Source organism: Flagellimonas sp., assembly GCF_965233845.1.
Classification (GTDB): domain Bacteria; phylum Bacteroidota; class Bacteroidia; order Flavobacteriales; family Flavobacteriaceae; genus Flagellimonas.
In genome coordinates, this window is record NZ_OZ247584.1 from 492,106 (window position 1) to 506,460 (window position 14,355).

Below are 14,355 nucleotides of genomic sequence, written 5' to 3' on the forward strand. Positions count from 1 at the left end.
ATTAAGTTATACGTAGGAAATTGCAAAAAGTTACAATTTGGTAAAGTTTATTTGGATTTTTGTTGTAAAAAAGGCCCCAAGCGGTACTTGGAGCCTTTAAACTCTGCTATTTGACTAAAATTAGTCTCTTCTAGGCTTTCTATCACGATTGCCTCCCCTGCGGTCATTGTTTCTGCGATCTCCACCACGATCATTTCTAGGTGGACGCTCTTTATAGCCTTCAGGTTTTGGCAAAAGGGCTTTTCTGGAAACCTTTTCTTTTCTAGTTCTAGGATCTAAACCGAAGTATTTCACATCAAATACATCTCCCATGTTCACCACATCGGAAACATTTTCGGTGCGTTCCCAAGCCAATTCTGAAACGTGAAGCAATACTTCGTTGCCCGGAGCTTCCATGTATTCAACCACGGCTCCAAAGTCAAGCATTTTGATCACTTTTACTTCGTAAACGCTACCAACCTCAGGTTTGAACATTACCGCATCGATTTTGGCGATTACCGCATCGATACCAGCTTGATCGGTACCCAAGATCTCAACAATACCTTCTTCGGTATCTGGATCTTCGTTGATAACAATGGTAGTGTTGGTTTCTTTCTGCAACTCTTGGATTACTTTTCCACCAGAACCGATAACCGCACCAATATATTCTCCAGGAATGATTTTGGTAACGATTTTTGGTGCGTAGGACTTCACCTCTGGTTTAGGCTCTGCAATAGTATCCGTTAGTTTTTCAAGAATGTGCAGTCTGCCATCTTTGGCTTGCATCAAAGCTTTTACCAAAATCTCGTAGGACAAGCCTTTTACTTTAATATCCATTTGGCAAGCCGTGATACCATCAGAAGTACCGGTCACTTTAAAGTCCATGTCCCCTAAATGATCTTCGTCTCCCAAAATATCGGAAAGAACGGCATATTTTCCGGTTTCGGTATCGGTGATCAATCCCATGGCGATTCCGGAAACTGGCTTTTTGAGTTGAACCCCAGCATCCATCAAAGCCATAGTTCCAGAGCAAACCGTTGCCATGGAAGAAGAGCCATTGGATTCCAATACTTCGGATACCACACGTACAGTGTACGGACAATCTTCAGGAATCATACCCTTTAATGCACGTTGGGCCAAGTTTCCGTGCCCTACCTCTCTTCGGGAAGTACCACGGATAGGTCTGGCTTCTCCGGTTGAAAAAGGAGGGAAGTTGTAGTGTAGATAGAATGTTTCTTCGCCTTCGTGGGATGGCATATCAATAACATTGGCCTCTCTTGAAGTACCCAAGGTAACAGTGGCCAAGGCTTGTGTTTCCCCTCTGGTAAAGATGGAAGAACCATGAACGGACGGCAAATAGTCGATTTCGCACCAAATTGGACGAATTTCATCGGTTTTACGGCCATCCAAACGCAATCCTTCATCCAAAGTAAGGTTACGCACGGCTTCTTTTTCTGCCTTGTAGAAATATTTGGACACCAAGCCACCAATTTCTTCCAATTCTTCTTCGGAAAAAGTAGCTTCTACCTCTTCTTTAATAGCCTGAAAAGCTTCACTTCGCTCGTGCTTGGCAGAACCTGCTTTTGCAATGGCGTATACCTTGTCATAAGTAAGGTCGTGAACCTTCTTCTGAAGATCTTCATCCTCAACCTCAGGCTCATACTCTCTGGTTTCTTTCTTTCCGAAAGCTTCAGCCAATTTTAATTGTGCCTCACATTGTACCTTGATGGCCTCGTGGGCAAATTTGATGGCTTCCACCATTTCTTCTTCGGAAATCTCATCCATTTCCCCTTCCACCATCATTACAGAATCAGCAGAAGCACCGATAACCATATCAATGTCTGATTCTTTAAGTTGTTCGCGGGTTGGGTTAATGATTAATTCACCGTTCACCCTACCTACACGAACTTCGGAAATGGCACATTCGAAGGGAAAATCCGAAAGTTGGATAGCCGCTGAAGCCGCAAGCCCTGCCATGGCATCTGGCATAACATTCTCGTCATGAGACATCAATTGGATCATCACCTGGGTTTCCGCATGATAATCTTTCGGGAACAAAGGTCTTAGAACCCTGTCCACCAAACGCATGGTCAATACTTCCCCATCGCTGGGTCTGGCCTCACGCTTGAAAAAGCCACCGGGGTAACGTCCTGCAGCCGCAAATTTTTCGCGATAATCCACGGTAAGTGGAAGAAAATCCACATCACTTTGCTTGTAGTTGGAGACAACGGTACATAACAACATACATTTGCCTGATTGGACAACAACAGAACCATGGGCCTGTTTTGCCAGTTTTCCGGTTTCGATAGAAATCTCTCTACCGTCACCAAGGTCTATGACCTCTCTAAAAGTTTTTGGAATCATAAAATTAATCTTACCCGCCAAAATAATACGGGTCGTTAAACATTTGGTCTACCGTCTGCCGGACGGTCGGGTTGTGTTGTTGTTGTGTGTGCCTAGGGCACTGACCAATGAAAAACTATAGGTAGCTTTTTGTGTTGCCCAATCTAAAGATTGGGACTTAGTTTATAATACCCTTCGCCAGCTCAGGGTAAAAATAATGGGAGCCCGATGGACTCCCAGTTATTTTATTTTCTAATACCCAATTCCTTAATTAGGACACGGTATTTTTCAATATCCTTTTTCTTCAGGTAATCCAAAAGACTACGTCTTTTACCTACCAATTTTACCAAAGAACGCTCGGTGTTGTAATCCTTGTGGTTCTTTTTTAGGTGTTGCGTTAGGTGGTTGATACGGTGTGTGAACAATGCAATTTGCCCTTCCGTAGAACCGGTGTTGCTCTCAGAGCCGCCGTGCTTCTTAAAAATGTCGGCCTTTACTTCTTTAGTTAAATACATTCCAATATTTAGTTAAATGATTTTTATGTATGCGATTGTCAGTTCCTTAGACATGCTCAGGACAAGCAATCAGCGTGCAAAGATAACTCCTTTTTTTGGAACGAAAAATTTTAACAGAAGATTAAACCTTTTGCTTTACGGAAGGTCAAAGAGGCAAACCATTAAATACAATCATTATGAAAAAGAGTCTCAAACAAATGAACTTGAAAAGAATTGCCCCACTATTTTTTGGAACAGTGTTATTGTTGATTACCTCATGTTCTGAGGAAACAGAATCCGTTGAAGACGGAACGGACACGGATACAGAGGTAATCTCTTCCACCGAATTGCAATATAGTGATGAAACAGAAATGATTTCTGAGGAGGTGACGACCATTGCGGAAGATGTTTATGCCACGGATGAAATCTCTATGACCTCAAAATTTGATTATGTTTCAGATCATTTGCCCGATTGTGTTATTGTCACTACGGTGGTGACGGACACCACTAGGGAAAAGACCATTGATTTTGGTGATGGCTGCGAATTGCCCAATGGAAATGTACTTTCTGGAATTATTCATTTGAGTTATGAAAAGGATATGGAAGCAGCTTCCAAATCCATAGCCCTGTCTTTGGAAAATTTTACCTTTAATGGTGTTGCTGTTGAAGGTTCAGCAGATATCCTTAGGGTACGTGCCAACGAAAACGGAAACCCACAGGGTACGGCCAACGCCTCTTTCAATGCTACATGGCCCGAAGGGGATACCGCATCTTTTGAAGGTACTCGCACCCGCGAATGGATCGAGGGCTATGGCTCTGGTTTTTGGGGTGACAACGTTTTCTTGATTACAGGCAAGCGTACCTATATAGGACGTGAAGGCAATGAGTTTGTAAAAGAAGTGATTACACCCCTGCGTAGGGAAACGGCCTGTAGATTTATTGTAAGTGGGGTCCTCGAAATTTCTAGAAATGACAATACCGCAAGCTTGGATTTTGGTGATGGTAGTTGTGATGCAACAGGAATTTTGACCCAACCTGATGGTACGGAGGTAGAAATATTCCTAAGACGTTTTTGGAAGAAGTAAAAAGAATAGGTTAAATAAAAAAGCCCCGATTCATCGGGGCTTTTTTTATGCTCGTATCGGCTGATTCATAATCAGGTCGATGTATAGATTAATTTTCCTTTTCAGTTCTTTTCGGTGTGCAATAAAGTCCAAGAAACCATGTTCCTTCACAAATTCAGAAGTTTGGAAACCTTCCGGTAAATCCTTCCCCACGGTATCTTTTACCACTCTGGGGCCTGCAAAACCGATAAGCGCACCTGGCTCAGCAATATTAATGTCCCCAAGCATGGCGTACGAAGCTGTTGTTCCTCCCGTAGTTGGATCGGTACACAAAGAGATATAAGGAATCTTTGCCTCTGCCAATTGGGCCAGTTTGGCTGATGTTTTGGCCAATTGCATCAAAGAAAGCGCAGCTTCCATCATTCGTGCACCTCCCGATTTCGAAATCATTACAAATGGGATTTTTTTCTTTTTGGCAACATCTATGGCCCTGGAAATTTTTTCGCCAACCACACTCCCCATAGATCCGCCAATAAAGCTAAAATCCATACAAGCTATGACCAATTCCTTCCCATTGGATTTTCCAACCGCTGTTCGAACTGCATCCTTCAATCCTGTTTTTTGTTGGGCAGCCTTTAGCCTGTCTGAATACTTTTTGGTATCCACGAACTTCAATGGGTCTTTGGCAGACAGCTTTTCATCCAATTCCTTGAACTTGTTGTCATCAAAAAGGATTTCAAAATACTCTTTGCTGCCAATTCTTACGTGATAATCGTCCTCCGGACTTACGTAAAAGTTTTTGGCCAAGTCCTCTGACTCCACAATTTTACCTGTGGGTGATTTGTACCACAGGCCTTTGGGGGTGTCTTTTTTCTCCTCCGTAGCGGTTTGAATTCCTTTTTCCTTTCTCTTAAACCAAGACGACATGCAATCTGTATTAAATTAAACGGCTATTTATGGTCAATTACAACGTGTTCACGTTATTTAGGTCTTCAAACGCTTTTTTCAAGCGCTCAACAAATGCTTTTTCTCCTTCTCTAAGCCAAACCCTTGGATCATAAAATTTCTTATTGGGTTGATCTTCCCCATCCGGATTTCCGATTTGAGCTTGAAGATAGCCCGATTTATCCTGAACATAATCACGTACCCCGGATAGAAATGCGTATTGTAAATCGGTATCGATGTTCATTTTTATTACACCATACCCAATGGATTCCCTAATTTCTTCAACCGAAGAACCGGAACCTCCGTGGAAAACAAAATCAATGTGATTGTGCTCTACTCCAAATTTTTCAGCAACAAACTCCTGAGAATTTTTCAAGATTTTAGGAGTCAAGGTAACGTTACCGGGCTTGTATACGCCATGAACATTACCAAAAGCTGCGGCAATGGTGAATTTTGGGCTTACCTTGGACAATTCCTCGTAGGCATAGGCCACTTCCTCTGGTTGAGTATATAATTTGGAGCTGTCTACATCAGTATTGTCCACACCATCTTCCTCGCCTCCGGTAACACCAAGCTCAATTTCCAATGTCATGTCCATTTTGCTCATGCGCTCCAAGTACTTTTTACAGATTTCGATGTTCTCTTCAATGGGTTCTTCGGATAAATCGATCATATGTGAGCTGAACAACGATTTGCCAGTAGCGGCATAGTGCTCCTCGCTGGCTTCCAACATCCCATCAATCCAAGGCAATAATTTCTTGGCACAGTGGTCGGTATGAAGAATAACTGTCGCTCCGTAAGCCTCAGCCAATTGGTGAACGTGCTTGGCACCGGCTACAGCTCCCAGAACAGCGGCTCTCTGATTGTCATTGGACAGTCCTTTTCCAGCATTGAACTGGGCTCCTCCGTTAGAGAATTGGACAATTACGGGTGAGTTTAGCGCAGCCGCAGTTTCCAAGACTGAGTTGATGGTATTTGAACCAATTACATTTACGGCAGGCAGGGCATATCCGTGTTCCTTTGCATGATTGAAAATAGCTTGAACTTCATCTCCTGTAGCTACTCCCGGCTTGATATTATGGGACATAATTTTAGTTAGTTATGGGTTAAATCAAGGAACAAAAGTAATAAAATAATTAGTCTAGAAAGGATAATTGATTCCGATATTGAATACGGCATCGCTGAGGTTGTAATTCCTGAACCAACGTTGAGACCATTCCTGTGCAGGATTGTATGTTTTAAAGCCCACATCCAGTCGAAAAACGAAATAAGTGAAATCGTACCGCAACCCTAATCCGGTTCCCAAGGCAATGTCTGCCAAGGAGGTAAAATCGCTAAAAACAGCATCTGGATTATCCTCGTTGTCAAAGACGTTCCAAATGTTCCCCGCGTCCGCAAACAACGCACCCTTTACATCACCCGCAATCGGAAACCGATATTCCAGGTTCATGGCAATTTTTAGGTTGGCCTCATTAAAATCGTTGATGTTGTCCGTGCTTCCAGGCCCTAATTCATAAGGATTCCAAGCCCGGTTGTCATTGGACCCACCCGCAAAATAACTTCGGACAAATGGCACACTTTCAGAGTTTCCATAAGGTACCGCAAGGCCAAAGAAGCTCCGGAAGGCCAATACATCGGTATCTGAGAGTTCCCAGTGCCGAATGTAATCAAACTCGGTTTTGATATATTGGGAGAAAGGAACCCCAAAAACCAAGAGCTGTCCATTGTCATTTTTGTTATAGGGAACCACATTTTCCAGAGCGGACAGTAGGTTTCCTGCACTTTCCAGCTTAACCCGAAGCTGGTAAAAGTCGTTGTCATTGATGTCCGTCCTACTATTTTTGGTGAAGGTGTAGTTACTGGCAAAAATGAGGTTGTTTTCGGTGAGCCGCTGTCGGCGTTCGTCTATGCTATTGACCTGGTTGAAATCATCAGCGGACACAGGAATCTCATTGCTCAAAATTCCTTGGACCAAGGAATCGGCACCTGACGGAATAATCAATCTCAAAGGATCCTCATCGTTATCTACTGTTTCAAAAAAGGATGAGAACTGTGGATCATCCTGAAATTGATCGGCAATATTATCAAGATTGTTAAAGGTATTTCGATACTCGTTATAGAAATTATCAGGATTTACATTACGGACAAACTCCACATTCATTAGTTCAATATTGTTCTTTAAACTCAAAGACGGGGTCCAATTATAGGACAATACCGTGTTGAACGTTTGCCTGTCCAAACCAAGGTTACGTTGAAAATTGGTACCCACCAAAAACCGACTCTGGGGTAGCATATAATAGGGAATAATGCGCTCTGTGTTCAACGGAAACCAAATGCGTGGAAAAGTGATATTGATATCACCCCCCAGCTCAGACGTAAAAGTTTCATCAGAGAGTGAAGGGTTCTTTAATAATCCAATGGAACCTCTGGCTGAAATATTCAAGGTTTCCGCACCTCCAAAAACATTTCTGGTGATTACGGTAGCACCAAACACGGTACCCACTTGCTGAATATTGGAATGGGTCACGTCAAAATCCAAGTTCAAGGAAAACTTGGGTCTTGGCGCTAGATAAATGTTGGTAATGAGCTGGGCCTGCGTTGAATCTGGTATAAACTCTATATTGGGATACTTAAAGGTGTTTAGGTTGGTAATTTGCCTATAAGTCCTAATCCGGTCCAAATCACGGTAGATACTATCTTTTTGAAAGAAAATGGCATCCGTAAGCGCTTTAGGACTGTATCTGAGTTTGTTGTTATAATAAATGGTGTAGTTGCCGTACTCCAAAGTGCTAAGGGAATCTTGGCTTCCAGCTATCTGATAATCGGCAAATACGTTGATTTTTTTGAACCGATGGATGCGATAAGGACTTTGGGCAGTGCTATCGTTGGTGCTTCGCGGTTTTTGAATGTTCAATTGTACATCCATCAATTGATCATCAGCGGCTAGGGTTGTATCCCTTAAAATATCGTAGTTGATGGAACTTTCCTGAAAATTATACACTCCGGAATTCCTGAAGAGGATGGTCAACCTTTCGCGCTCATTGTTGAAGTTGAGCAAATCAAATTGATCCCCGTCCTTAACAAAGGATTGCTCGGCTGTTTTATTGTAAATGGAATCCAATTCTGGTGAAGTAATATTGGTGACCACGGTATCTACCATAAATGGCTTTTCCAGATTGATTTTGTATTCAATTCTCGCCCGTTTTTTTCGTTTGCTCTCTACAATATCAAAGCTTCCCGTATTGTTAAAATAGCCTTTGCTGTTATAGTAAGCCTGCAAACGATCCACCGTTTTTTGTGTTAAGCTAGTATCGATTACGGAGGGAGGTTCGCCAATTCTCTTTAGAAATTCACTGGCACCCTTGACCACAAAAGACTCCCTAAGACGGTTTACCTGTTTTTGGGAAAGCAGGTTGTTGAGTCGTTTTTCTCTTTTTTCTTTTCGATGAAGCCAATCGGTAAATGAAGAATCTGGATTGTCCTTGGCCAAATTGTAAAGATTTAGACGAAGAGGATATCCCAAAACACTGCTATTGGGTTTTTGGACGATTAGGCTTCGAATGTCCTCATCCGTTATTTTCTCATCATCGGCATAAATGGAGTTCTTGGTGAGCAGTAATTCGTTGTCCTCCACCTTTTTTAGGGTATTGCAACCGAGCATGGTCAGCATAAGCAACAATAGCCCTATTTTTGCCCAGTAATGCATTAGACCAAAAGAACCCCTCATAGACGCCAAAAATACACGATTTAGATGGTTACCAAAAACCAAATTAAGCTAGTTACAAGCTTACAGCAAAAAAAGTACCGAAGTCAACATAGGCTGTTTGTTGTGGAAGGTAAAAAGTCCGTAAGTGAGTTGTTGGCGGAGGGATTGGTACCCTTTAAAATATTTGTTGACCCGGCCTTGAAAGGGTTGGATTTTGAAGAAGCTGAAACCGCGACCACCCGGGAATTGAAACAAATGAGTGGGCAAACCACCCCCAGTGGTGTCTTGGGTGTTTTTCATATGCCCGAACCCAAGAAAGCTATACAAGCAGATTGGATTGTGGCTTTGGACGCAGTCCGGGACCCTGGAAATTTGGGCACTATCATCCGATTGTGCGATTGGTTTGGAATCAAGCATTTGGTTTGTTCCCCGGATACCGTGGATTGTTATAATCCAAAAGTATTACAAGCAACCATGGGATCCATAGCCCGGGTACAAATAGACTATATGGAATTGCCGAATTTCCTAAAAACAACTGGACTTCCCATTTATGGGGCCTTTATGGATGGGGAAACGGTCTATCAGGAGGTCATTCCGGACAAGGGGATACTGGTCATGGGTAATGAGGCGAACGGAATTTCCAAGGAAGTGGAACAGGCTATTGCAAAACGAGTGTCCATTCCCCAGTTTGGCACAAAATCAGCAGAAAGTTTGAATGTGGCCACCGCAACTGCTATTCTTCTTAATGAGATACGAAGGATTTCTTGAGCTAAGAATTGAAAATGGAAAGTTGAAAATGGTAAACCCCTATGGTTTCTTGAATTCTGAGTTTTGGAATTTGCGAATTGGAATTTATAGTTTCACTATCCAACTACTCAAAAGTAAAATTGATAAAGAACCCTCTGGTGCGCATGGCATTGATGTTGCCTGTCCATGGGCTGTTGGGGTCATTGTCAGGTACCAATTCGTCCGTTAACGCAAATACGCCTCTTATAGAAGGTGAGAATTTAAAATACTCTGTGTAAATATCTATTCCAAAACCCAATTCGTAGCCATAGACGTTCTTTTTCATACGGAATTCACCCGTACTGTTGTCATCCAAACTATCCTCCTTGCTGCCAAGATTCATGGCCGTGTAAACGCCTCCGGTGACAAATGGCTTCCAGTTGCCAAAACGTTTGGCACTGGCCTTGAGCAACAAAGGAAAACGGATATAGGTGGAACGGACTTCCCTAAAAGCATCATTCTCATCGCTAAACCATCGAAAGCCCAAAATCCGTTGCGTGTACAAAAGGCCCGGCTCAAAACGGGCATCCAAAAATTCGTTGATTCGCAGCTCACCAATCAATCCAACATTAAAGCCAACACTCTTGTCCACCAAGATGTCTTGACTTGTATTGTTTTTGTAATCAAACTGGAAATCGTATTGGTTGAAACCTAGATAATAACCCCAGTTCAACAACTTCTGATCCTCTGTCTGAAGATTTAGAATGGGATCTTTTTTGAATTGGGACAAGGCACTTTGGCATACCAGGAGCAGGCCAAGTAACGATAAGAGGTTTTTCATCAATTTATTTTGTCGCGACATATATAGATGCCACCCCAAATGTCTGGGGTTTGTTCTCTATACCTATAAACCCAATTTTGGCCAAAATATTGTTGAAAGCCTTACCATGCGGAAACTTGGAAGCGGATTCGCTCAAATAGGCATAGGCAGACCGGTCTTTGGAGAAAATTTTGCCTATAACCGGCAAGATGTAGCCGCAGTACAACCCGTAACCTTGTTTAAAAGGGAATTTAGTGGGTACGGAGGTCTCCAGGATGACCAAACTGCCGCCTGGCTTTAAAACCCGATGTATTTCCTGAAGCCCTTTTTCAAGATTCTCGAAATTTCGAACCCCAAAAGCTACCGTAACGGCATCAAAGGATTGGTCTTTAAAAGATAGGTTTTCGCTGTCACCTACTACCATTTCAATGGTATCTTCAAGCTTTTTGTTGGTGATTTTGGTTCTTCCAACCTCCAACATTCCAGGAGAAATGTCCAAACCCACTATATGTTTGGCGCCTGTCGCTGTCATGGCAATGGCTAAATCCCCGGTACCTGTGGCAATATCCAATATCGACCTTGGTTTTTTCCCTTTCAGAATTTCCACAACCCGTTTGCGCCATTTGACATCAATACCAAAGGAAATAACCCGATTTAGCCCGTCGTAATCCTTGGAAATGGTATCGAACATCTGGGTGACCTGTTCCTTTTTTCCCAGCTCGGAATCCTTGTATGGGGTGACTTTTTTTGACATTCACTGAATTTGGGGGCAAATATACAACTTCGGTATATGGGAGGCGTACAAAAATAATTGCGTAATTTTGCCGTACAACAAAGGAAAGCTTTTCCGTATCATGTTACGTATGTGTCTTTTTGGACCAAATCTCTATTCTTTTTTTACCATTTGCAGCGCGAATTGAATTTATTTAAGAACATCTTATTTTAATCGATGAAGATTATTATTGCCGGAGCTGGTGAAGTAGGTTTTCATTTGGCAAAACTCTTGTCTTATGAAGCGCAGGATATCACCTTGATCGACACAGACAAGGAAAGCCTTACCTATGCGGATAATCATTTGGATATTCGCGTGTTGCGTGGCAATGCCACCTCCATAGAAGTTTTACGGGATGCCAAGGTGCAGAGTTCCGAATTGGTGATTGGGGTCACAGCTTCGGAAACTACCAATTTGACCCTGTGTATGCTGGCCAAGCAATTGGGTTGCAAGCGTACCATAGCCCGAATTTCCAACACGGAGTTTATGGACAATCGGGAATTGATCAAGTTCGATGAACTGGGGATTGATGAACTCATTTCCCCAGAAGAGTTGGCAGCCAGCGAGATTCAATTGTTATTGAATCAATCGGCGTTTAATGATACCTACGAGTTTGAAGGTGGACTTTTGACCATGATCGGCGTTTTTCTTCCCAAAGCAGCCCCATTTGTGGGCAAGATGGTAAAGGAAGCAGCTAAAATTTTTCCAGAACTGCACTTTATGCCCATAGCCCTGCAACGGATGGGCACCCAGTTCACCTTGATTCCAAGGGGGGATACCGTTTTTAAGGAAGGAGACCAGGTGTACTTTATAACCACCAGTGAAGGGGTAGAGGAGCTCTACAAACTTACCGGAATGCAGAAAAAGGACATCAAAAATGTAATGATCTTGGGTGGGAGCAAGGTGGGTTTCAAAACAGCTAGAGATCTTTGCACCAAAAAGTTCAACGTAAAGTTGATTGAAAAGGATAAGGAAAAGGCTTTTGATATTGCTGATAACCTTCCGCATGCCCTGGTTATTAATGGAGATGGAAGGAATGTAGAGCTTTTGGACGAAGAAAGTTTGGATTCCATGGATGCGTTTATTGCTGTCACCGGAAATTCCGAAACCAACATTATGTCCTGTTTGGTGGCCAAATCAAAGAAAATAAAGAAAACCATCGCCATGGTGGAAAACATGGATTACTTTGAACTTTCCCAGTCCATTGGTGTGGATACACTTATCAATAAAAAACTGCTTGCAGCCAACAATATCTTTAGATATATCCGTAGAGGGGAAGTCTTGGCACTTACTCGCTTGAATAACCTTAACGCTGAGATCCTTGAGTTTGAAGTCAAACCAACTTCCTTGGTCAACGGGGAGATTATTAAGGAATTGAACTTTCCCCGTGAAGCTAGTATTGGGGGTGTAATCCGTGATGGAAAGGGAATTATTGCCCTTGGGGATTTCAAGATTTTGGAAGGGGACCGTGTTGTGGTTTGTTGCTTGCCCAAGGCCATCCCAAGGATTGAAAAGCTCTTCTTGTAATGGGCCTTAATTCGCGAATAATTGTTCATATTATGGGATTGTTGCTGCTGTGCAATGGTTCCTTTATGTTGGTGGCGGCCTTTGTCAGTGGACTGTATAAGGATGGTGTTACCCTGGATATCAGTTTAGCGGCCATTGTAACCATGCTGTTTGGGGTTATGGCCATGTTCTATACCCGGGGTCATAGAAAGGAAGTCAAGCGTAAAGAAGGATATATTGTGGTGACCTTTGGTTGGATCATCATGTCTATTTCCGGGACGCTTCCCTACCTTTTTTCCGGAGCCATCCCAAGCATTACGGATGCCTTTTTTGAAACCATATCAGGGTATACCACCACAGGTGCATCCATTTTGAATGATATAGAGGCATTGCCCAAAGGTATTTTGTTTTGGCGCAGTCTCACGCATTGGATAGGAGGCATGGGTATCATTGTGCTAGCCATTGCCATTTTACCGCTGCTGGGAATAGGGGGAATGCAGCTTTTTGCAGCCGAAGCTCCTGGCCCTGCGGGAGACAAACTGCACCCTCGTATAACCGATACCGCAAAGCGGTTATGGCTCATTTACTTTGGTTATACCGTGGCAGAAACGGTACTGTTGAATTTGGCTGGGATGTCTCTTTTTGATGCCATGAACCACGCCTTGGCAACGCTTTCCACAGGCGGATTTTCTACCAAAAATGCCAGTTTGGCCTACTGGAACCATCAGCCTATCATTCAATACATCACCATTTTGTTCATGTTCTTGGCAGGGAGCAATTTTGTTTTGAGCTATTTCGCGTTTACTGGAAAAATCCAGCGAATTCTGAAAGATGAGGAGTTTAAGTACTACACCATTTTTATAGTGTTGTTTGCCTTGGCGGCATTTTTGGTGGTGAATTACAAGGTGGAGGTCCCGGTTTCCGATTTCCATCCCATGGTTTGGGGAGCTGCGGAAAGTGCTTTCAGGCACGCCTTGTTTCAGGTGGTAGCCATTGTGACCACTACGGGTTTTGTAACGGCCGATTTTACGAGTTGGACCTCTTTTTTGACCGTTTTCTTTTTTGGTTTGATGTTCTTGGGAGGATCCGCAGGATCCACAGCTGGGGGAATCAAGGTGATGAGACACCTGTTGATCATTAAAAACGGGATTTTGGAGTTCAAGCGCACCTTGCACACCAATGCCGTAATTCCCGTTCGTTATAACGAAAAGACAGTTACCGAGCATATCGTTTACAATATTATCGCCTTTTTTGTGCTTTACATGTTGCTATTTATCATAGGATCCCTGGTGTTGGGCTTTATGGGGCTGGACTTTGTTTCCGCCATTGGTGGTGCAGCCTCATCATTGGGTAACGTGGGGCCTGCTTTGGGTGACCTAAATCCAGTGAGTAACTATGCCAGTCTTCCAGCAGCTGGCAAATGGTGGTGTGGCTTTCTTATGCTTTTGGGCAGATTGGAGCTTTTTACGGTCCTTATCCTGATGACCCCATATTTCTGGAAAAAAACGTAGTTTTCCATTCCGTAGTAAATTACTGGACATAATGAATAAAATAGTTATTTTCCTTGTCGGGACGTTGCTCCTGTGTATGGCTTGCAATAGCTCAGAAGAAGCCGATAAAGCTGAAATCATTAGCTTGTTAAGAGATCAAGAAAAAGCGTGGTCAAATCACGATCTAGAAGGGTTTATGCAAACCTATTGGAAGAGCGATTCCTTAAAGTTTTATGGAGCCAGTGGCTTAACCTTGGGCTGGCAAAAAACACTGGAAGGTTACCAAAAAAGATATCCGACCAAGGATGAAACCGGAACCCTGAATTTCACTATTGATGACATGACCCAAATAGAGTCCAACTCCTATCATGTCATGGGGCAGTACCATTTAAAAAGAAAAGCGGGAGATGCCAATGGGGTGTTTTTGATTATTCTTCGAAAGATTGATGGAGAGTGGAAAATTGTAGCGGATATGTCCTGTTGAAGTTCTCTTTAGTTCTAATTTTTGAA

The 14,355-nt window shown here is 42.9% G+C and carries 12 protein-coding genes; 5 read left to right on the forward strand and 7 right to left on the reverse strand.

Going from position 1 to position 14,355, the window contains the following annotated elements; all coding sequences use genetic code 11:
• Nucleotides 1-120: 120 nt before the first annotated feature.
• Both ACO6S0_RS02200 and rpsO read right to left on the reverse strand, forming a co-directional pair.
• Nucleotides 121-2,343, reverse strand: a complete 2,223-nt coding sequence (locus tag ACO6S0_RS02200) for a polyribonucleotide nucleotidyltransferase (protein WP_422350409.1) — start codon at nucleotides 2,341-2,343, stop codon at nucleotides 121-123.
• A gap of 224 nt (nucleotides 2,344-2,567) precedes the next feature.
• On the reverse strand, nucleotides 2,568-2,837 hold the full coding sequence (gene rpsO, locus ACO6S0_RS02205; RefSeq protein WP_422350410.1) for a 30S ribosomal protein S15: 270 nt from the start codon (nucleotides 2,835-2,837) through the stop codon (nucleotides 2,568-2,570).
• 176 nt (nucleotides 2,838-3,013) lie between these two features.
• Here rpsO and ACO6S0_RS02210 point away from each other — a divergent pair, with 176 nt between their 5' ends.
• Nucleotides 3,014-3,901 (forward strand): hypothetical protein, encoded by an 888-nt coding sequence (locus ACO6S0_RS02210; RefSeq protein WP_422350411.1) that lies wholly within the window; start codon nucleotides 3,014-3,016, stop codon nucleotides 3,899-3,901.
• A gap of 45 nt (nucleotides 3,902-3,946) precedes the next feature.
• On the opposite strand, the gene accD is transcribed toward ACO6S0_RS02210, so the two are convergent.
• Genes accD through ACO6S0_RS02225 form a run of 3 tightly spaced genes read right to left on the reverse strand, consistent with a single transcriptional unit; the run spans nucleotide 3,947 to nucleotide 8,552 of the window.
• Entirely contained in the window at nucleotides 3,947-4,807 is an 861-nt protein-coding gene (gene accD, locus ACO6S0_RS02215; RefSeq protein ID WP_422350412.1) for an acetyl-CoA carboxylase, carboxyltransferase subunit beta, read from the reverse strand.
• A gap of 37 nt (nucleotides 4,808-4,844) precedes the next feature.
• Nucleotides 4,845-5,912: a class II fructose-bisphosphate aldolase gene (fbaA, locus tag ACO6S0_RS02220; RefSeq protein WP_422350413.1), complete on the reverse strand. Its 1,068-nt coding sequence runs from the start codon at nucleotides 5,910-5,912 to the stop codon at nucleotides 4,845-4,847.
• 54 nt (nucleotides 5,913-5,966) lie between these two features.
• Complete coding sequence (locus ACO6S0_RS02225) at nucleotides 5,967-8,552, reverse strand: BamA/TamA family outer membrane protein (protein WP_422351787.1); 2,586 nt, start codon at nucleotides 8,550-8,552, stop codon at nucleotides 5,967-5,969.
• Nucleotides 8,553-8,576: 24 nt separating this feature from the next.
• Between ACO6S0_RS02225 and ACO6S0_RS02230 the strand changes: the two genes are divergently transcribed.
• Entirely contained in the window at nucleotides 8,577-9,299 is a 723-nt protein-coding gene (locus ACO6S0_RS02230) for a TrmH family RNA methyltransferase (protein ID WP_422350414.1), read from the forward strand.
• A gap of 103 nt (nucleotides 9,300-9,402) precedes the next feature.
• Here ACO6S0_RS02230 and ACO6S0_RS02235 read toward each other — a convergent pair whose 3' ends face one another.
• Both ACO6S0_RS02235 and ubiE read right to left on the reverse strand, forming a co-directional pair.
• Nucleotides 9,403-10,098, reverse strand: coding sequence for a porin family protein (locus ACO6S0_RS02235; RefSeq protein ID WP_420398860.1), 696 nt, complete (start codon nucleotides 10,096-10,098; stop codon nucleotides 9,403-9,405).
• Nucleotides 10,099-10,102: 4 nt separating this feature from the next.
• Nucleotides 10,103-10,831, reverse strand: coding sequence for a bifunctional demethylmenaquinone methyltransferase/2-methoxy-6-polyprenyl-1,4-benzoquinol methylase UbiE (ubiE, locus tag ACO6S0_RS02240; protein ID WP_422350415.1), 729 nt, complete (start codon nucleotides 10,829-10,831; stop codon nucleotides 10,103-10,105).
• Between the two features lie 195 nt (nucleotides 10,832-11,026).
• Here ubiE and trkA point away from each other — a divergent pair, with 195 nt between their 5' ends.
• From trkA to ACO6S0_RS02255, 3 genes are read left to right on the forward strand one after another with little or no spacing between them, the layout of a single operon-like run.
• Complete coding sequence (trkA, locus tag ACO6S0_RS02245; RefSeq protein WP_422350416.1) at nucleotides 11,027-12,376, forward strand: Trk system potassium transporter TrkA; 1,350 nt, start codon at nucleotides 11,027-11,029, stop codon at nucleotides 12,374-12,376.
• Nucleotides 12,376-13,866: a TrkH family potassium uptake protein gene (locus ACO6S0_RS02250; protein ID WP_422350417.1), complete on the forward strand. Its 1,491-nt coding sequence runs from the start codon at nucleotides 12,376-12,378 to the stop codon at nucleotides 13,864-13,866. The genes trkA and ACO6S0_RS02250 overlap by 1 nt, the downstream gene beginning before the upstream one ends.
• Nucleotides 13,867-13,897: 31 nt before the next feature.
• On the forward strand, nucleotides 13,898-14,329 hold the full coding sequence (locus tag ACO6S0_RS02255) for a YybH family protein (protein ID WP_422350418.1): 432 nt from the start codon (nucleotides 13,898-13,900) through the stop codon (nucleotides 14,327-14,329).
• Nucleotides 14,330-14,355: the final 26 nt, after the last annotated feature.

Coding starts and splice junctions, on each gene's coding strand:
- ACO6S0_RS02200 (WP_422350409.1), bottom strand. CDS start 2,343: ATGATTCCAAAAACTTTTAGAGAGGTCATAGACCTTGGTGACGGTAGA.
- rpsO (WP_422350410.1), bottom strand. CDS start 2,837: ATGTATTTAACTAAAGAAGTAAAGGCCGACATTTTTAAGAAGCACGGC.
- ACO6S0_RS02210 (WP_422350411.1), top strand. CDS start 3,014: ATGAAAAAGAGTCTCAAACAAATGAACTTGAAAAGAATTGCCCCACTA.
- accD (WP_422350412.1), bottom strand. CDS start 4,807: ATGTCGTCTTGGTTTAAGAGAAAGGAAAAAGGAATTCAAACCGCTACG.
- fbaA (WP_422350413.1), bottom strand. CDS start 5,912: ATGTCCCATAATATCAAGCCGGGAGTAGCTACAGGAGATGAAGTTCAA.
- ACO6S0_RS02225 (WP_422351787.1), bottom strand. CDS start 8,552: ATGAGGGGTTCTTTTGGTCTAATGCATTACTGGGCAAAAATAGGGCTA.
- ACO6S0_RS02230 (WP_422350414.1), top strand. CDS start 8,577: ATGGTTACCAAAAACCAAATTAAGCTAGTTACAAGCTTACAGCAAAAA.
- ACO6S0_RS02235 (WP_420398860.1), bottom strand. CDS start 10,098: ATGAAAAACCTCTTATCGTTACTTGGCCTGCTCCTGGTATGCCAAAGT.
- ubiE (WP_422350415.1), bottom strand. CDS start 10,831: ATGTCAAAAAAAGTCACCCCATACAAGGATTCCGAGCTGGGAAAAAAG.
- trkA (WP_422350416.1), top strand. CDS start 11,027: ATGAAGATTATTATTGCCGGAGCTGGTGAAGTAGGTTTTCATTTGGCA.
- ACO6S0_RS02250 (WP_422350417.1), top strand. CDS start 12,376: ATGGGCCTTAATTCGCGAATAATTGTTCATATTATGGGATTGTTGCTG.
- ACO6S0_RS02255 (WP_422350418.1), top strand. CDS start 13,898: ATGAATAAAATAGTTATTTTCCTTGTCGGGACGTTGCTCCTGTGTATG.